The 19,342-nt window shown below is 52.5% G+C and carries 13 protein-coding genes and 1 pseudogene; 11 read left to right on the top strand and 3 right to left on the bottom strand.

Annotation, left to right across the window (positions count from 1 at the left end):
* Nucleotides 1–485 precede the first annotated feature (485 nt).
* Complete coding sequence (tssH, locus tag KOR42_RS17070) at nucleotides 486–3,200, top strand: type VI secretion system ATPase TssH (RefSeq protein WP_146511058.1); 2,715 nt, start codon at nucleotides 486–488, stop codon at nucleotides 3,198–3,200.
* Between the two features lie 462 nt (nucleotides 3,201–3,662).
* On the opposite strand, the gene KOR42_RS17065 is transcribed toward tssH, so the two are convergent.
* Together KOR42_RS17065 and KOR42_RS17055 are read right to left on the bottom strand one after the other, a co-directional pair.
* A complete protein-coding gene (locus KOR42_RS17065) occupies nucleotides 3,663–5,093 on the bottom strand; it encodes an ApeA N-terminal domain 1-containing protein (protein ID WP_146511057.1) in 1,431 nt (476 codons plus the stop codon).
* Between the two features lie 900 nt (nucleotides 5,094–5,993).
* A pseudogene (locus KOR42_RS17055) lies at nucleotides 5,994–7,124 on the bottom strand (sulfatase-like hydrolase/transferase); the annotation flags it as partial.
* A gap of 79 nt (nucleotides 7,125–7,203) precedes the next feature.
* On the opposite strand from KOR42_RS17055, the gene KOR42_RS17050 reads away from it, so the two are divergent.
* From KOR42_RS17050 to KOR42_RS17030, 5 genes are all read left to right on the top strand, one after another.
* Nucleotides 7,204–8,640, top strand: a complete 1,437-nt coding sequence (locus KOR42_RS17050) for an RHS repeat-associated core domain-containing protein (RefSeq protein ID WP_197441289.1) — start codon at nucleotides 7,204–7,206, stop codon at nucleotides 8,638–8,640.
* Between the two features lie 11 nt (nucleotides 8,641–8,651).
* The gene (locus KOR42_RS17045; protein ID WP_146511054.1) at nucleotides 8,652–9,113 is read left to right on the top strand and encodes a hypothetical protein; all 462 of its coding nucleotides are present in this window, start codon (nucleotides 8,652–8,654) and stop codon (nucleotides 9,111–9,113) included.
* Between the two features lie 332 nt (nucleotides 9,114–9,445).
* Entirely contained in the window at nucleotides 9,446–9,757 is a 312-nt protein-coding gene (locus KOR42_RS17040) for a hypothetical protein (protein ID WP_231740975.1), read from the top strand.
* A 421-nt stretch (nucleotides 9,758–10,178) separates the two neighbouring features.
* The gene (locus KOR42_RS17035) at nucleotides 10,179–11,960 is read left to right on the top strand and encodes a CotH kinase family protein (RefSeq protein ID WP_146511052.1); all 1,782 of its coding nucleotides are present in this window, start codon (nucleotides 10,179–10,181) and stop codon (nucleotides 11,958–11,960) included.
* A gap of 310 nt (nucleotides 11,961–12,270) precedes the next feature.
* Nucleotides 12,271–12,942, top strand: coding sequence for a DUF4956 domain-containing protein (locus tag KOR42_RS17030; protein WP_146511051.1), 672 nt, complete (start codon nucleotides 12,271–12,273; stop codon nucleotides 12,940–12,942).
* Nucleotides 12,943–13,144: 202 nt separating this feature from the next.
* On the opposite strand, the gene KOR42_RS17025 is transcribed toward KOR42_RS17030, so the two are convergent.
* On the bottom strand, nucleotides 13,145–13,369 hold the full coding sequence (locus KOR42_RS17025) for a hypothetical protein (protein ID WP_231740974.1): 225 nt from the start codon (nucleotides 13,367–13,369) through the stop codon (nucleotides 13,145–13,147).
* A 324-nt stretch (nucleotides 13,370–13,693) separates the two neighbouring features.
* Here KOR42_RS17025 and KOR42_RS17020 point away from each other — a divergent pair, with 324 nt between their 5' ends.
* The 5 genes from KOR42_RS17020 (at nucleotide 13,694) to mntR (ending at nucleotide 19,135) form a co-directional block, all read left to right on the top strand.
* Nucleotides 13,694–14,179, top strand: a complete 486-nt coding sequence (locus tag KOR42_RS17020) for a flavin reductase family protein (protein WP_197441288.1) — start codon at nucleotides 13,694–13,696, stop codon at nucleotides 14,177–14,179.
* 61 nt (nucleotides 14,180–14,240) lie between these two features.
* Nucleotides 14,241–15,728 (top strand): DUF7133 domain-containing protein, encoded by a 1,488-nt coding sequence (locus KOR42_RS17015; protein WP_146511048.1) that lies wholly within the window; start codon nucleotides 14,241–14,243, stop codon nucleotides 15,726–15,728.
* 275 nt (nucleotides 15,729–16,003) lie between these two features.
* Nucleotides 16,004–17,272: a Gfo/Idh/MocA family protein gene (locus KOR42_RS17010; RefSeq protein WP_146511047.1), complete on the top strand. Its 1,269-nt coding sequence runs from the start codon at nucleotides 16,004–16,006 to the stop codon at nucleotides 17,270–17,272.
* Nucleotides 17,273–17,302: 30 nt separating this feature from the next.
* On the top strand, nucleotides 17,303–18,268 hold the full coding sequence (locus KOR42_RS17005) for a nucleoside hydrolase (protein ID WP_146511046.1): 966 nt from the start codon (nucleotides 17,303–17,305) through the stop codon (nucleotides 18,266–18,268).
* A 426-nt stretch (nucleotides 18,269–18,694) separates the two neighbouring features.
* The gene (gene mntR / locus KOR42_RS17000) at nucleotides 18,695–19,135 is read left to right on the top strand and encodes a manganese-binding transcriptional regulator MntR (RefSeq protein ID WP_146511045.1); all 441 of its coding nucleotides are present in this window, start codon (nucleotides 18,695–18,697) and stop codon (nucleotides 19,133–19,135) included.
* Nucleotides 19,136–19,342 lie beyond the last annotated feature (207 nt).

Raw genomic sequence — 19,342 nt, 5'->3', positions numbered from 1 at the left:
TTTTGAAGGAACTGGCCTCTTAGAATATCGGTCGCCAGACGTTTCTTAAGTCAGTTTGAGGCACATCAGACGAAGGACGATGCACACGACAAGTGAAGAAATTCAACGTTGAAATAAGTTGACCATGGCGGCTGAAACTTGAATTTGAGGCGGTCACACAAGACCATGACAGCGACGATCAGTGGATGGGAGGAAATCCTGCCAGAAACTCCCGTCAACAGAGAACATGTCGAATGGTCAGGCGCCGACTCGCAAGAACTAACTTTACGAACACCCCGAGCATCTAAGCCTCTTCAAAGAGAGACGTGACATGCTCGACAGATAACTTCATTGCAGACATCGAATCGCTGAGTGTTTTCGAAAACTCTGCGATTCACTCACTGTTAGATCCACTTCCAAACTAGTGCATTTTCTGATTTGGTGTACACTCACTCGCACGAGCAACTCGCTCTCAGATTTTCATCACTCGAATAGTGGGCGGCACCATGGCAAGTCTTCAATTAAAACCATTGATCGCAAAGCTGAACGACACAGCCACGCGAACGCTTGAAGCGGCAGCTGGACTCTGTCTTTCCAGAACGCACTACAATGTGGAAGTGGAACACTGGCTGCTGAAACTTCTCGAAGTTCCGAACAGCGATCTCGCCGCCATCTGCAATGCCTTCTCCGTTGACATCTCTCGATTGACGATTGATCTCACGAAGGCGATCGACAAATTTAAGACCGGAAATTCGAGTCAGCCAGTGCTGTCTCAGCATGTCGTTGATCTCGCACGCGAAGCCTGGGTGATTGGATCCGTCAATTACGCAGCCCCTCGAACTCGGTCAGGACATCTGGTTCTCGCGCTGCTGGATGATAGTTCGCTCAGTCAGATCGCCCGAGGCGTTTCGCCGGAGCTTCAGAATATCTCCTCAGAGTCGCTCGCGAAAGATTTTCTCGACATCACGTCCGAGTCCATCGAAGCTGGCTATACAGAGCCTGCCAAAGGGGCATCTGGCGGTCCGACGCCAGGAAAAGGGCCATCGCAAACTCCGTCGCTCGATCAATACACAATCGATTTGACCGATCGGGCTCGCAACGGCAAGATTGATCCTGTGCTTGGGCGTGATCGGGAAATTCGGCAGATCGTCGATATTCTCACGCGGCGACGGCAGAACAATCCGATCATGACCGGCGAAGCGGGAGTTGGAAAGACGGCGGTCGTTGAAGGATTCGCGCTCCGCATTGCACAAGGAGATGTTCCGCCAGCCCTGCGAGACGTCGCAGTCAGAACGCTCGACCTCAGCCTTTTGCAGGCAGGAGCAGGCGTAAAAGGGGAGTTTGAAAACCGACTCAAGTCGGTGATTGAAGAAGTCAATCGCTCGGTCACGCCGATCATTCTGTTCATCGACGAAGCCCACACGCTGATCGGGGCAGGGGGACAGGCCGGGCAAGGGGACGCTGCGAATCTGCTCAAGCCTGCATTGGCTCGCGGAGAACTTCGGACCATCGCCGCGACGACATGGGCTGAGTACAAGAAATACTTCGAACGCGATGCCGCCCTCGCTCGTCGTTTCCAGGTGGTCAAAGTTGAAGAGCCCAGCGAGGAACAGGCCATCAACATGATGCGTGGACTCGCTGCGACTTTGCAGTCCCATCATAATGTCGAGATCCTCAACGAAGCGATTGAAGACTCCGTGCGGTTGTCCAACCGATATATCTCCGGACGTCAGCTTCCCGACAAATCCGTCAGTCTGCTCGACACAGCATGTGCACGTGTTGCCATCAGCCACACCGCGACTCCTGCCAGCATCGAAGACTGTCAACGAACCATCGATCAAACAGCGGTTGCGATCGAGTCACTCGAACGCGAAGCAGCGATCGGAGCGGACAATCAAGAGAAAGTCGAAAGCCTCAAAAAGGTCAAAGCAGAGTGTCACGCTCGCTACGACGAATTGATGGAACGCTGGGAGAAGGAACGCGAACTCGTCGGATCAATTCGAAAAATCCGGGCTCAGCTGTCCGGAAATTCTCTCGAAGATCTTGTCCTTCCGCCCGGGAGTGAAGAAAGCGAGAAAAAATCCTCGACGACAGAAGCGACGGAGCAGGCAGAACTCTCCGATGACGACCGTCAAAAGCTTCTGGCGGATCTTGAGAAACTGACTCAGGAGCTTTCAGAACTGCAAGGTGAAGAGCCGCTCCTGCAGCCTTGTGTCGATAGTCAGTCTGTTGCAGAAATTGTGTCGTCATGGACCGGGATCCCTGTCGGGCGAATGGTCAGCGATGAGATCAACACCATCCTCCAGCTGGAGCAGAGACTGGCAGAACGTGTTGTCGGCCAGAATCACGCACTCAAAGCGATCACGAAGAGTATTCAAACATCTCGTGCGAATCTGACGGATCCAAGTCGACCGATCGGGGTCTTCTTCCTCGTCGGACCGAGTGGTGTGGGAAAAACCGAAACTGCGATTTCACTCGCGGAACTGCTCTACGGTGGAGAGCAGAACATGACCACGATCAACATGAGTGAGTTCAAAGAGGAACACAAAGTCTCTCTGCTCATGGGATCCCCTCCCGGTTATGTCGGCTACGGCGAGGGAGGTGTTCTCACCGAAGCAGTTCGCCGCAAGCCTTACAGTGTCGTCTTGCTGGATGAAATGGAGAAGGCGCATCCCGGTGTTCAGGACATCTTCTATCAAGTGTTCGACAAGGGAAACATGAAAGACGGCGAAGGACGAGATATCGACTTCAAGAACACCGTCATTCTGATGACCTCAAATGCAGCCACAGACACCATCATGGGATTGTGTGCCGACGAAGAACTGATGCCCGGTCCAGAAGCACTGGCCGAAGCCCTTCATCCGGAACTTCTCAAGACGTTCAAGCCAGCGTTCCTCGGTCGTATGAACATCGTCCCGTACTTCCCACTTAAGGACGAAATTCTCCGAATGATCGCGGAGCTGAAACTTGGTAAAGTCAAACGCCGGGTCGCTGAACATCACGGAGCAGAACTCGTCTGGACCGATGCCGTTCTCGATCACATCGTGAGTCGCTGTACAGAAGTCGACAGCGGTGCTCGAAACGTCGACAAAATTCTCAACGGCTCCATGCTGCCCCAAATGTCCGCCGAATTCCTGTCACGCATGGCGGAAGGAACAAAGACCAATCAAGCCACCGTCGACGTCGGCGAAGATGGCGAATTCGTCTTTACATTGGCCTGATCGACAGTGCTCCCGCCGGGCGGCCCGGACAAGACATACCCGAGCCGCCCAGCGATCTCTTAGTCGATAAAATCAAGCGTCCTGACGATAGAATTTAAACTGGCGTTCCTGACTGTCTAAGCAAAGAGGACAGCTCTGAAGATGCTGTGAGACGCCAAACCGATCCCCGCAACGCTCGAGTCTAGCGCTGCGCGACGACTGCTCTAAACGGGGGACTCTCTCGCGACGAAGGAATGAGCGAAGACCTCACCCGAATTGACCAACTTCAGGATTCGAGACTGGAATGTGATGTGGCGAAGCATGCCCACGCAAGCGAGGGCATAGCATCTGTGCCAAATCAAAGTTGCGAATGCAGAGTTGCTGTAAAACTGGGAAATTCAGCCGCAATGAGTTGGTTTTCAACATCCGTTGCCACCCCCGGAACACTGATGGAGCGAAAACCCACCTCTCGATTCAGTCATGTCAGGCAATTGGGGAAACAATTTTTCCCTTACGTAGTTCGTGATGCACCAAGTTAAACTTGTTCAGTTGATCGGAGTCCATCAGCCATTGACGAACTTCATGTTCTGGGCATCCAAGCCACTTGTAGATGAGCATCAGCATGAGCGTTTGCAAGCTCATCGCGGCTGGGAAAAGCTCATGATTGCTGAATGTTTGGGATGGTTCTCTTTCCCCCTGATGGACCAGCCAGTTTCGAGTCGCCACAACCTTGTCGGCAAATTTCGACTTATCCAGACAGAACAATCGAACCGTTTTGTCGTCTAATCCATCGAGTTCCAATTTGATTCGCTTTTTGAGTCCAAACTGATTGGCGAATTTCAGCTTGTGTGTAAAGCTTTGTCGAAATGACCGGGGAGTAGCTTCCGGTAACGAGTTCAGAAGCTTTTGTTGAATCTTTTGGTAAGAATCTTCATCCATATACTGATTGTCTGGCTGATTTAGTCTGCAGTACGTCTCCAAAGCTTGTGCAAGCGAGAGAAACCTATCCTCGAGGAAGCCCTCATCTGACATTCCATGATGCAACAGAAGGGCAGTTGTGTGAATGTCCTCATTTCCCAACCATTTCTCAAGCAAGTTTGGCCAATAAGCTTTAATTCGGTTTAGAAGTGCGATTGGAAAACACCATTCTGGCTTCGGGGGTCGAGACCGACGCTGCAAGATCTGTTCACTCATCATTGGGTCGGGGCAGGCATAGTTAAATTCGGTTAGGTAAGTGCGTTTACCAAGGAGAAGCGTAAACAGTCGTATTACCTTATCAGAAAGGCTTAATATACCATTGAAAGACTCAGGCGACTTGAAGTAGAAAGAAATCGAAGGCCGATGGATAAGTGTTAGAGATTCCATTCCGCCCCCAAGTTCAGACATTCCTGAACCGATGTAGACAGTACAGCTATCGTCTAGAATAGATGTGCGAAAACTTTGCTGAGGCGTGTATGTGGTGGTCGATTTTCCATCAGGATGTCGTTCGGTGGAAAATGCGTCATGTTCAAGGAAATAACAAAGCTCCGGAAAGTGAAACGAGATGTTGTTGAAAATCGGTTCTTCTCGACTTTCACAATGTACTCCGAGGATTGCGTACGTCGCTTGAAAACGGGAACTAGGGGCAGGAAGCGAGTGGTTGTCGTTCTCTTTGCTGTATGCTTCAAAGATTGTGCATCGGCCAAATTTGTTCGAGTTGCCGAAAATCACAGGTTCGTCTGTAGTGTCCACGGCTGAGAAAAGTGACAAATTGATTGTGTCTTTGTAGGCGAGTCGCCCCCTTACTTTCTGATCAGTTCGAGGTGGCCACCAGATTTCATCTGATGCCAATTCCTTGTCTAGATAGTCTTCGGGCATTATTTCTGGGAATAGGGAGATATCGATACTTTGTGAATCAGGTTCGTTTTGAGACATTTTAGTTCTGGGTGTTCGTGCCAAACGGGAATCGTTCGGTTTCTACCACACCGCTTCCGTGGAAGGAATGGCAAGGGATTGTTGGTCCTTTTGATCAGTGTTCGTTAGCAGCGAAACCTGAATGCTTGGCTGATTTTCGCTTCCTGTGAAAAGTTGCCCCGCTGGGTGGCCCGGCCGAGATCGGCTGGGTTGCGTAGCAACAAGATGCTTCACCGTCAGGTTTCTAACACCATCCGACGACAAAATCATCATCCGTTTCCAGTCCCGGTGGCCAATTGATCGGAAGACCAACCGTTTGTCGCTGTCGACACCAGGCTGGGAGGCATTGTAGAAAGATCTTGGGTGATGGGTGCCATGCCCTCGCTCGCGTGGGCATGCTTTGATCGTCGTTGGATTGTAAAGTTGGCGTTGCACTCTGGCCATCGAAGAACTCGAAAAGTCCCGTAGGCTGGGACACGTCCCAGCTTTGTTAAGGAAGTTCTGCATTTGCCAATTCATCGCCGTGCCAGGTGTTCGCATGTCCCCGGTTTGGAGCGTACTCTCCCTATGTGACACAACGATGTGCGGATGACCATGAACGTCATCCGCACATCGCTTCAGGTCCTCTTCGTCGCGGCACGGTTGCCGTCTGGGAGGTCAAGGACTGCGTGCCAATGCTCCGGTAACAGGACGATCGCAGCAATCTGAAATGGGTGATCGTTGCGAACGCGATCAATCGCTTCACGTAAGCAACGAGACGACCCGTTTCCGTTGTCAGAATTGACCGTCGCTTGTGTGTGACGATTCTGAAGAAGAACGCTTGCACGGATTCGGATCGACGATCGCTGCGCATCCAAATATGTTGGTGATTTTCTAAGACATGTCGCAGTCTACGGGACTCGCTGTGTCAGTGAGTAAGTATCACAGTCCGATATCCTTGGCTGGGTACTTCTTGAAGGTGGCACCATGGGCTTTTAGCTTGCCGAGCACAGTCGCCATCCATGGGTCCAGGCGATGTCCAACGGTCATTTCTTCCTTTGGGTCAAGGTAGAGGTTGAAGAACCATGGGGCGAGTCCGACGTCGTGAACGGTTGCGAGGTCGATATGCATGTGCGGGGCTTGGGCCATCACGACCTTTACGTGGACCTTATACTCCTTCATGCGGCACGCCATAAGTTCCTTGCCCCACCAAAAGTAAACGGCTTCACGGCTTGATCGACCGCCATCGGTGAGCAGGAAAGAGGTCTGGTCTATAAAATCGTAGTATCTTCCATCCGGCAGCGCATCGGTGCTGATACCAGCGAGTTTGAGGCTGACGCCAAAAAGATCCATTAGATCGAATAACCCGTCGCTCGTGCGGCCAGGTGCGATCATACCTTTCCAGTAGGCGATGCCCGGAACGCGGACGCCGCCCTCCCAAGTCGTCCCCTTCGCACCGCGGAACGGCGTGTATCCTGCATCGGGCCAACCGTCCATTTGCGGGCCATTGTCCGAAGTGAAGAAGACCAGCGTGTTTTCTAGAACCCCGGTGTCGTCGAGCGCCTTCATGATTTCGCCGACCTGGGCGTCCACCTCGTGAATGCTGTCTTTGTAGGGGTACATCGCTTCACTCTTGCCGACATAATCAGGGTGGGGAAAGTTGTCGCAGTGGACTTTCATAATACAGTGCTCGATAAAGAACGGCTTTTCCCCGGCAGCGAGTTCTTCGATTCGCTTCACAGTGAAGTCTGCTAGCACCTGATCTGCCTTACTCATGTCCTCCGTTGACATGATCTGCTGTAGTTCCTCGGTGCGACCTCCCTTAAAGCCATGTGTGAGATAATCCGAAGGTCCGACCGCTTCGAATGCGGCGAGGCGGTCTGGGTTGAGAACGAGGCCGGGAAAGCGCCGGGCGTCGACACGCTGAGAGATCTCTTTTTGAGCCGGGTAGTATCCGTAGAATTCATCAAAGCCGACGTCGTGCGGGCGCATACCTTCCGACTCGCCGATATGCCACTTCCCAGTGAGCAGGGTGAAATAGCCGGCGTCACTGAGCAACTTTGGAAGACTGAGAGGCTATCCGGAAACTGAGGTTTTGTGAAAGTCTGGTTTTGTTCACACTTTGCGGTTCATCAACGCAAAGGAGTGCACGGTGTCCGAGGCGATTCGAAAAGCGTACGACGGAAACAATGTGCTCCAGGAACGGGATGATCTCGGAACCGTCGAAGCGGAATTCACTTACATCCCACTCCCGTACGCGCATCTGGTGAGCCAGCATCGCGATGCCGCTTCGAGTTTCTATCACTTCAACGGTATCCACGACACGAGCGAATTGACCGACGCCTCGGAAACGACGACGGATGAGTACACTCTTGACGCCTGGGGTAAACTCCGCAGTTCCACCGGCACGACTGCCAACGCCAACATCTACAAAGGGGAATTCCTCGCCTACCACCGCGACCCCGACGCCGGACCTGGCGATTCGATCTACCAATTGCCAAATCGCCCATACGATGCTCTGTCAGGGCGATTCAAAAGCGAAGATCCGATCGAATCGAACGGAGACCAGTATCTATACGTTTCAAATAACCCAGTCAACGCCACCGATCCGAGTGGAATGCTGGAGTACCCGGAACTGACAGCCGAACAGAAATCCCTCATTTACGGAGAAACTCGCCACATCCAGGGGATTACCCGAGAACAGGAACGGCAGATTCTGTCCTTGTTCGTCCTGACACACGGCAATGACGCTGTAACACTTTTGAAGGCGTGGCATTCCACCGGGAAGACCATTGTTGTCGAGGACCTCTGGCAGTTGTCAGGATACTCGGACACTGATTGGGACCGGAACACGAATTCGTTCAAGATCCAGTTAGACGACAATCTGTTCGACGGTACACCAACTGCCAACGTCGTTGTCGCAGCGCAGCTACTCTACGAGGAACTCGTTCAATCATTCGGGGATGCATCATACGGGATGCGGAAGGCCCTGATGTCACGGCTTCTCAATCCGGACTTCTCAGATTCTGAATTCAAACAGACCTTGAAGTCATACGAAGCCGGCATTCAAACTGGTGCTGCGCAGTCGGCGATCCTTGCACAAATGTACGTCGAGGGTATCATCGAATGGAGCCCCGCCGGCTGGGCCGTCACCACTTCGTACCACGTTGGAGAAGAGGAATACTGGCAAGCGTTGCTCGCTGCTTCACCGTTAGGATTTTGGGCTTGGAGGAAAGCCCAAAAAAGTGCGGCAGCAAGAGGACTAAAGAAAGGCACCGAACACCTTGAATCAGTAGGTGATTCGCTTGCAGCTCGGCGTCGTGCGGCCGAACTTGCTGGCCTCGGCGACGACTCGGTTCAGTTTGTTTCGGACGTTGGACCTCAAAAGGGGTGGGTTGTTGGCAGGCAGTCAAAAGACGGACTCCGTGGATGGCGGTTGGACTGGGACCCAAAGAAGGGATACCACGTCAACTGGTGGGATCGAACCGGTGGAACTAAACGGAAGGACTGGCTCTACGGTGCTGTTGAGATCGTGGGCGGTACATGGCATGAATACATCGAACTGCTCAAGCATGGCTTTGGTAATTAGGAGGTTTAACGATGAGCAGCTTTGTTGACGAGGAGCATGTTCGTGGTTTGGTTCACTCCAGTGGCCTGGAAGTATTGCCAGCCGAATTCGCACAATTGGCATTTCACTATTTGGAGAACCACTTCCCAATTCAATCGATGGCGACAACTTCAATCATCGACTGGGAAAACGTGCGTTACAAAACACTGGATTGGGCTAATTCTACCGACGATGAAGCGGCCTTGTGGGCGAAGGGAACTTTGGCCGGAAAATGCACATTGGCGTTGCTGGTCTATTCAGAAACTGTTGCAAGTGTGTTAGGACCATTCGAACTCATGATTCGCAATCTCGACACGTTGATTTGGAAAGCTCCCGGTTGCAGATTGCTATTGGGTGTGGAAAGAAGTGAAGACGGGACGCTCATTTTCACTGATGGGATAATCGAAACAGACGGAAAGGGGCGCCTATTTGCTTCGCAGGCTGTGCAGGTTTGAGGGGTTGCAAGTTGGCCGGTTGTGCAGGCGTCCACGGTTTGAACAAGGGCGCGGCTGCTGGCAATGGCTTGGGCTTCTGCTTCCATCTCTTGTTGAATGCTGAGTCCTTCGGCAACGGTTTCGCTGGTGACATCTCCTTGAGTCTGCTATCGCTGCCCGGCATCAGCCCTTCCCGTTGCCGCTGCTCTCACTCTGCCAGCCATTCGTGAAACGCCTTCATGCTGGTATCTACGCTTGGGCTGACTGACGGCTTTCCTCTGAGTGCGTGAGCGATTTGCCGTGCGATAAAGAACAGCACCGCACTGACCTACGTTCCAGCGGTGTATGCTCAGATGGTCAGCCAGCAGCGAGAGAGCACTTCCACCTTCTACCACTTCGACGGCACCGCCAACACGATGGCACTCACCGACAACACCAACGTCGAAACCGATCGCTACGTTGTGGATGCCTGGGGTGAAGAACGCAGCACCACCGGAACCACTCCCAACGCCCATATCTACAAAGGCCAGTTGAACGCTTACTACAACGACCCCCACGCCGGTCCCGGCTCGATCTACTCGATCGGCCCACGCAAGTATTCTGTCAAGCAGAAAAGATGGACCAGCGATGATCCCAGGCTGGGTGGCATTGCAGAAAGAACTTGAGGGCATGGCACCCTGGCGACCTTGTTGTCGGGGAAGTGAGTGGCGTTGAGCTGAGTTGTGGGGTGATTTCTTTGGGGGCAGTGGCTGCGCATTCGTCACGAATCTTGAAGATTTCATGAAATCTTCTTTTTTTCAGGGTGGCGGTCGAAACTTTCTGGCTTGGATTGCGTTTACATACTGAAGACGAAGACGAGATTGCTGTCTCGCTCGCAACTCGGGTGCTCCTGCGCCAATCCTGCGAATCTCGCGTCCTGGAGCATCTTCAGGAATCGTCTTCACGAGATGCCTTGCGGATATCAACGTCTGATTTGGTGACTTTGATGTTCGTCGGCAAACGAAGCGTTTGAAATCCTCTGCGTTCGACTTGAGTCGATTTCGCTGCTCGATGCACGCATTCCATCCACTCTCAGAATGGTTTTCCATGATTCCACTGCGCACTTATGTTGTTCCGTTGCTGACCCTTGCGGTTGGCTTGTCGGTTTCGAATTTACAAGCACAACCACCGGGCGGTCCCAATGCCCCGGACATCGAACTCGTCGACAGATTTGATGCGAATGGAGATGGCTGGCTCAACGCGGATGAGCGGAAGGCAGCGCTCCGGGCAATGGAGAGAATGCGGGAGACAATGGGAGGGAATCGACGTGGTGGTCCCGGCGGTTTCGGTGGCCCTCCAGGTGGTCCTCCGGGTGGCGGTCGCGGACGGGGAGGGCGGCCAGAAGGATCTCCGGGTCCCCGCGTGAATGTGAACAATGTTGACGTGATTGAAGATGCGGACTTGTATGATCCCAATGTGCTGCGAACGCTGTTCATTGAGTTCGAAAGTGATGACTGGGAACAGGAAATGGCTGCGTTTAAGCCGACCGATGTTGAGATCCCAGCGACTCTGATTGTTGACGAGGAAACCTATCCTGAAATCGGCGTCAGTTTTCGCGGGTCGTCTTCGTTCTTCATGATCCCGGAAGGAAGCAAGCGGTCGCTGAATTTGTCGATCGATTTCATTCATGACAAGCAGCGTCTGAACGGATACCGAACAATGAATCTGCTGAACTGCAACGGTGATGCTTCGATGATGAGTTCGTTGTTGTACTCACACATCGCTGGTGAAAAGCTTGCCACTCCCAAAGTTAACTTCATGAAGGTGGTCATTAACGGCCGCAGTTGGGGAATTTATGCGAACTCACAACAGTTCAATAAAGACTTCCTCAAAGATTTTTACGACACCAAGAAAGGGACTCGCTGGAAAGTGAGTGGAAGTCCGAATGGCGATGCAGGTCTGAGGTATCTCGGAGAAGAGATCGAACCTTACCGTGAACGCTACGAAATGAAATCGAATGACGATGAAGATGCCTGGCGAGATCTGATTCATCTCTGCAAAGTGCTCAACACCACGCCTCAACAGGACCTTCCGGAGAAACTCGAGGGGATTCTCGATATCGATGGTGTCCTCTGGTTTCTTGCGGTCGATGTGGCTCTCGTGAACAGCGACGGATATTGGACACGAGCCAGCGATTACAACATCTATCAGGATCGAGATGGCAAGTTCCATATTCTCCCACACGATATGAACGAAGCATTCCATGATCATCAGGGACGAGGTCCCGGTGGCCCTCCGGATGGTGGATTCCTGGGGTTCGGCCCTCCTGGTGGAGATGGCCCTGGGCGTCCTGATTTTCGAGATCGCGGTCCACGTGATGGTGATCGACAGAGGGGGCGTGGAGATCAGTTTGGTGACCGACGCGGATTCGGTGGACCTGAGGATGGTGGACCTCCTCCCGGATTCGAAGATCGAGAAGGTCGCGGGCGAAGCGGGCGAGGGTTTGGTCCTCCCGGTGGTGGAGAACGACCAAGCGTGACGCTCGATCCACTCGTTGGACTCGACAGCGATCGGTTTCCTCTGAGAAGTAAGCTTCTCGCCAACGAAGAACTACGAACCCGTTACCTGCAGTATGTCCGTCTCATTGCGGCGAAGTATCTCGATTGGGATTACCTGGGACCGCATGTCGATTCATCCCGTAAACTGATTGAGCGCGAGGTTCGACAGGACACGCGAAAACTGGCTTCGTTCGAAGAATTTCAACGTGCAACCGATATGAAGAATGGCGAGTTAAAGCAGTTCTGTGAACAGCGTGCTGACTATCTGCTCGGTCTGGAGGTGATCAAGAACTTGCCGAAAGACACGTCGACGCAACAGTCGCTTCGATGAAGCAACTGGCGATTTAGCGATTGAAGATTTCCTCTTTTGATTGGGACAGTGGCGACGACCGACCGGCATTGTTGGTTTCGAAGCGTTCTCGCGAGCGAATCGACTTCTGACTCATTGCCCCCGCCGCTGTTCCAATCCATTCATTCCAAGGACGAAGGTTCGCTCGCAGTGTTGGCTTGTGAGCGATTTCGTCTTCCTGTCCACTCACTCGAAACCGTTTTCTTGTGGGAACTCGACGGTTCGCTCACACAGCCTGTTGACGTCTCACAAAACAACATTTTTTGTCGTTTGAATTAAGAACCGCTACCCAATGGAATTCCTTGAGATCCCGCTGTTTGACGATGACCTCATCAAGATGTTGGTCCGTTTCGCAATCGACATTGTCGTCGTTTTATCGCTGACGACCTTCTGCTATCGACGTCATAAAGGGAGTGCTGATTATGTCTTCAGCTTCCTGCTGTTGAACGTCATGATCTTCTTCATTTGCTTTGCGCTGAAGAAGCTGGACCTGGGAATCGGGATGGCGCTGGGGCTGTTCGCGATTTTCGGAATCATTCGATATCGCACGGATGCCATTCGAGTGAAAGAGATGACCTACCTGTTCGTGGTTGTCGGGATTGCGGTCATCAATGCGCTCTCCAATAAGAAGACGAGCTATGCAGAACTGGCGGCGATGAATGGAATCATTCTCTCGGCCGCTTTCTTTCTTGAGCAGGCACTGATTAGCGCACCAAAGTGCAAGTGCAACATTGTCTATGACAACATTGCTCTGCTCAGTCCCGGAAACGAGCGAGAGCTTTTACAGGACATTGAGTCACGCACCGGGCTGTCTGGCGAACGCGTCAAAATCTCCAAGATTGACCTGAAGAAAGGGTTGGCCAGCATTGTCCTTCACTATTCGTGTGATGACGCGACAGCGAACGGTGACGGAATCAATGGAGACGTTGAGACTGGCGATGGTGACTCGAACGATGAATTCTGATCTGGTTCCACAACCCTGGCAAACTGCGTTTTGACGTGCAACTTCTTGCAACACTCTGGTGCATTGCGCGTTGTTGAGAGCAGGGTGTTCAAAGCACGCAGTTTTTCAGGGCACGCAGTTTTTTCAGTCGTCAGGTTGCGCGGGGCAACCTGTCCGGCTCTGGGTTTGATTCTCGTCGCGGCCACGCCAGTTGGATTCTGGCTTAGTTTGTTGTTTCAGAGCGTTGGATCAGGAACTCGATGAACCGAAGATTTGCCTCGAACAGCCGGCTGGATTGATCGAACCGACGAATGATCTCGCGTCGCCGTTGGACTTCCGGAGTCCAGTTGGAACGAATTGCTTCGCACTCAATTGCGATGTCTTTGGGAGTTGGCTCGTCAGTGGTCTGATCGTTGAGAACAGAGGCGATTCGGTTGTTCTGAGACATCTTCATGATGGTCCTGAGGTTGTTGGAAATTTCGGGCTGGTGAGGTGAACCTCACTGGCGCGATTTCTCCAGAAAGACAAAGGGGATGCTTTCTTGAATACTGGTTCTTTAGTTCACCCTTTTTTGGTGCGCCGATTTTTCTGAGGCGATGTTGAAAAAATGCATCAAAAAGCCGGAAACGTGATGCGTGGCGATCCCCTCTGAGGAACGATTGCGAGAATTGTGACGTTCGCAACGTTGTTGCGCTGCCAAGTGACGTTCGATTGCCTACTATTTGCGGCAAACAAATTGATTGTCACGACTGGTGCACATTGAGGACGGATTGTGAACGTTGAAAATATTGGCCCGGTTTTGGGGAAAATTCCGAGTGGCGTTTTCATTTTGACAGCTCAAAACGGAGACGGCCTCGAAACGGGAATGCTGGCGAGCTGGGTTCAGCAGTCGTCGTTTGAACCTCCGACGATGACCGTGGCGGTGAACAAGAAACGCTATCTCAACGACTGGATTAAAGAGTCGTCCGATCTCGCGGTGAGTTTGGTAGCGGAGAGCGAGAAGCAGTTGCTGTCCCATTTTGGAAAAGGCTTCGAACCGGAAGAACCCGCATTCGAAGGACTCGCTACCGAGAAAACGAGTACCGGGCTCACCGTCCTGAACGGCTCATTGGGATGGCTGGCAGGGCGGGTGCGGTCTTCCGTCGATGCGGGCGACCATACCGTTTACGTCGTTGAGATTACCGAAGGTAAGCCGGGAGAGAGCGTTTCCTCGGAGAAGCCGTTCGTGCATCTTCGCAAGAATGGATTCGGTTACTGATCGAGGACAGCTGGCTTGTTGGGATGAAGCGGTCACTTTTCCAATTTGATGTGAGGGACTGATGCGACGGATTTTGTGTGGACTTGTTTGCTCACTTGTCGTTGCGAATTTCGTTCTGGCGGACGATCCGAAGGAGAGTGATTATTACCCGATCACAAGTTTCGAAGTCCCCGAAGGTGTAGTTCTCGAAGCGAGTTCGTTTCAGCTTCTGGACGACGACAAATTAGCGGTCGCGTCGCGACGTGGCGAAATCTGGATTGTGACCGATCCGTTTGCGAGTGAAGTCAAAGCATCGCAGTTCAAACGGTTCGCTCATGGGCTTCACGAAGTTCTCAGCATGGCGGAGCGAGATGGATGGTTGTATGTCGTCCAGCGCTCCGATGTGAGTCGATTGCGCGATTCGAATGGAGATGGCAAAGCGGACGAATTCGAAGTTGTCTGCGACGACTGGGAAATTTCCGGGGACTACCACGAGTATGCGTTCGGATCGAAGTTTGATCGCGAGGGAGATCTCTGGATTACGCTCTGCTTGACTGGGTCGTTCTCGAGCAAAGTTCCATACCGGGGATGGTGTGTTCGTGTGACGCCCGAAGGAAAGATGATTCCAACGACGAGTGGAATTCGTTCGCCGGGGGGAATGGGGGCCAATGCTGCCGGGGAAATTTTCTATACAGATAATCAGGGGCCATGGAATGGGACCTCTGCGTTGAAGCATCTGATCCCGGGGAAGTTCGTGGGACATCCCGGAGGATTCGAGTGGTACCGGCTCGCGGAAGACGTCATGGGACCGCGCCCGGCAGAACCGGAGTCGGGCAGCCGATTTGTCGTCGAGGCAGAGAAGATTCCCGAGTACGAACCCCCAGCTGTTTTGTTTCCGTATAAGAAAATGGGGCAATCGGCGAGCGGAATTGCGTGTGACCTTTCGCACGGGAAATTTGGACCATTCGAAGGTCAACTTTTCGTCGGAGATCAGACATTCAGCACGGTTATGCGTGTCGTTCTGGAAAAAGTCGACGGTCACTATCAGGGGTGCTGTATCCCGTTTCTGGAAGGGTTCGGATCGGGAACGCTGGGCGTGGAGTTGTCTCCCGATGGTGTGATGTTCGTCGGAGGGACGAATCGCGGATGGGGATCAAGAGGAAAGAGTCCATTCGCGGTTGAACGGGTCAATTGGACAGGAAAAGTCCCTTTCGAAATTCTTTCGATGAATGCTCAATCCGATGGTTTCGAGCTGACATTCACTCAACCTGTGGATCCATCGACGGCGGGCGATCCGGAATCGTACACGCTTGAAACGTATACCTATATTTTTCAGTCCAGCTACGGGAGTCCAGAAGTTGATCAGACGCTTCCAGAGATTCAGTCAGCGACCGTCAGCGACGATGGTTTGAGCGTACGACTGAAAGTTGACGGCCTTCAACGTGGTCATGTGCATGAATTGAAGTTGCCCGGGGTGCGCAATGCCGACGGACTGCCGGTCCTCCATCCTGAAGCCTATTACACGTTGAACTACATTCCACAAGAGGATGCGAAAACAGCAGTTGAGTGAAGTGTCTTTGAATCCGAAAATATTGTTCGCGGAAATCGGGATTTCGTCAGCCCGGCAAATTGGACGTAGTCCTCGATCAAAACAGATGGTATGATTTTGATGTGAATCGGCCGCTCAAGTCCAATCACGACGGGAGCGGTTATTCAATCATATGGAGACAAGACGGACGACCGGCGAAGCAGACATCCTCAACTGTGAAGCGGAATGTCGTCTCAGGAAATCCGTACGTCAACGGCCTGTGTGAGACAACGTCTTCACCAATCAAAGAAAGTCAAATGACGGTGCCCGCTGGCGAACAATCTTCTTACTCTCGACGAGAGTTTCTGGAATCGAGTTCTCGCAATGCTGCGTGTTTGACCGTCGGAATGATGGGGCTGAAGGACGTACGATCTCCGGTTGATCGCCTTCAGGTCGGAGTGATCGGGCTTGGAGATCAAGGGCTTGAACTGGCGAAATCGTTTGCCGGAATGGGTGACGTTCAGGTCACAGCGATTTGCGATGTTGATGTTGCTCGTCTGTCGACCGGTCAGGCCGATTTGAAAGAGATTCAGAACTCTCGTCCACTGGCGTTTTCCGATCATCAGATGATGCTGGAGCGTCCCGATCTGGACGCAGTTGTCATCGCGACGCCGAATCATTGGCATGCCCAGCAGGCGGTCGACGTTCTTCAAAGTGGTCGCCATCTCTATCTCGAAACTCCTACTGCTCATACCGTCGAAGATGTCGATCGAATTCGGCGGGTGGCAGCGAAGTCTTCCTGCGTTGTTCAGGCTGGCCTCCCCCAGCGATACGGGGCGCATTTTCAGTCAGCAGTTGAACTTGTTCAGTCGGGATTTCTCGGGCGGGTTCCGCTTGCTCGTGCATGGGCTGTCCATCAGCGAAAGTCGATTGGCTACTGTGCAGAATCGACTCCTCCACGCGGGGTCGATTACGAGCGGTGGCTTGGGCCAGCACAACACCGGCCATTTACCGCAAATCGCTTTCATAGCGACTGGAACTGGTTCTGGGATTACGGGGCTGGTGAGCTCGGAAGGTGGGGGACACACAATCTCGATCTCGCTTTCTGGGCACTCAAGCTTGGCCTTCCCAAACGTGTTTCATCGACCGGCGGAATTCGAACGTTTCGGGACGATCGAGAGACCCCTGACACGTTGACGGTTACTTATGAATATCCATCGGTTGATGTCGTCTGGGAACATCGGCAATGGGGCACTCGTGGGATTGAAGGTCGAACATCGGGAACGGCGTTCTATGGCGAGCGCGGGACTCTCGTCGTCGATCGGAGTGGCTGGAAGGTTTACGGAAATCGCGATGAACGATTCGCCGGATCGAGCGAATTCAAGCGGAACGCACTTCAATCTTTTGTGCAATCGATCAGAGTTGGCGATTCTTCGCGGGCGTCTATCGAAGCAGGAAGTCTTGTCAGCACAGCATGTCACCTTGGCAATATTTCCTATCGTGTAGGGCGCGCTCTTGACATTGATGCGAAAAGGTTGAGAGTAAATGACGATCCTGATGCGACGCTGCTGATGTCATCGGGGTAATTGAACTGTCATGATTGAGATGGAGGATGCATGTCGGTGCGGCACAAAGTCATTATCGATGCGGATCCTGGAATTGGGGATGCCGTCGCGATTACACTGGCACTCATGGACCCACAAATTGAAGTGGTGGCGTTGACCTCTTGTGCGGGGCTGGTTTCCGGGGATCAGGCATTTCGAAACCTGCAAACGATTATTTCCATGGTCGATCCGCCCCTCTGGCCTCGTTTGGGATGGTCGAACGGGAAGTCATTCCGAGTCGAAGATTCTCCCGTTTTCTCAGGGATTTTGAGTGGCCACGGAGAAAGCGGTCTCGGAGATTGTAGACCGATCGCCGCTCCTCTTCATCAACCGACAGATTCCGTGAAGCTGATGGTCGAACTTGTTCGCGCTCATCCGGGTGAACTGACATTGCTCACTCTCGGACCGCTGACGAATGTTCTCGGGGCGTTTGAGAGATCCAGCGAGTTCTTAAGCGAGTTGAAACAACTTCGCATCCTCGGAGGATCTGTTTCCGCAGGCGGAGATGTGACCGCGTGTGCTGAGTTGAATATGCTCGCCGATCCCGTCGCTGCCAAAGCGATTCTCACGTCTCCAGCGAATAAAACACTCCTTCCGCTCGATACCTCTCATCAATTCGAATTGAGTTTCGATCAATACAGCCAACTCGGAGTCGATGGTTTTTCCCGGCTCGGACGACTGCTGAACGAGTTGATCCCGTTCGCATTGAGGATCAGTCGCACTCAGTTGGGGAGAGAAGGAATTCTTCTCCCCGAAGTAATGGCTGTGGCAAGTATTTCTCACAGCGAGCTGTTTGAGCAGCGACCGATGGTTTGTGATGTCGAACTGACCGGCGAACTGACGCGGGGAATGACCGTCTTCGATCGTCGACCTGTTCCGCATTGGAAGCAGAATATCGAAGTGCTCACCGAAGTCGACACAGTCGGGGTTCTCGATTATATGCTGCGTCTGATTGCCAGCTCGGGCGTTGGTGAGTGACTCGATTGGAAACATTCATCCCGTCGAGAGATGTTTTCGTTTGAGTGGAACCGAAAATGCCTTCTTGGATTTGGCGAAGTACGGCCAAGTTTGAACCCGCGGGCCATTTGAATCTGTGCAAATTGCTCAACGGATTCCGGTTTAGATTTTGCACTCTTTCGGTTATCGTTCTTGATGAGAGTTCGATGACCGGTCGAATCGGTTTTCAGGGACTCGAATGAAGATTCGCTCGACGCGGTTTCCTTCGATCGGTCGGGGCAAATTCAATACGAGGAAATCTGTTTGAGGATCGATTCTTCAACCCCGATCTGTATCGTTGAGAACGGTCGATGGCCGACGCTGAACAACGAAACGCCGAAAAGGGACTGAAGACGTTTCAACGACAGGAAAATCAGCTTCGACTATCCGGAAGACTCACAGCCGCGAATGAACAATCCACGCAAAATCGCTGATCGACATCGTCGAACTCGAAAAGACCATGCCACGGAAACGGCAGAAGATTACGTGGAAGCCATCTTCGAAATCATTGAAGATCAGGAGCAGTGTCGGGTCGTCGACCTGACCAAACGCTTTGACGTTTCTCATGTGACAGTGACGCGCATCATCAGCCGCCTTCAAAAAGAGGGCTACGTTCAAACGGAACCGTATCGCCCGATCGAACTCACCAAGGACGGCGTGACTCTGGCTCGAACGTCTCGTGAGCGGCACCATGTGGTCTTCGAATACCTTGTCGCAATCGGAGTTCCTCCCGACGTTGCCGAAATCGACACCGAGGGAATCGAACATCATGTCAGTGAAAAGACTCTTTCCGTGTTTCGCCGCCATCTGAAAGAGTTGAAAGGAGATAAGATCGGAGTCAGCATGTAGAATTCTCTGAGGAACGAATCGCAGCACTGGCGTGCTCCCCATTTTCTGATCCAGATGTTATGAGAGTCAACCGACCGATTTTGGTTCGAGGAGACTTTGATGACGAAGCGACGACGACGTAAGCCTGAGCAGATTGTGAAGCTGTTGCAGGAGGGGCAAGCGATGTTGGCGGCAGGAAAGTCGCTGGCTGAGGTGTTGCAGAAGCTG

The organism is Thalassoglobus neptunius (assembly GCF_007859735.1).
Lineage (GTDB): Bacteria > Planctomycetota > Planctomycetia > Planctomycetales > Planctomycetaceae > Thalassoglobus > Thalassoglobus neptunius.
Note: the sequence above shows the minus strand (reverse complement) of the source record. Positions and strands in the feature narration are given on the sequence as shown.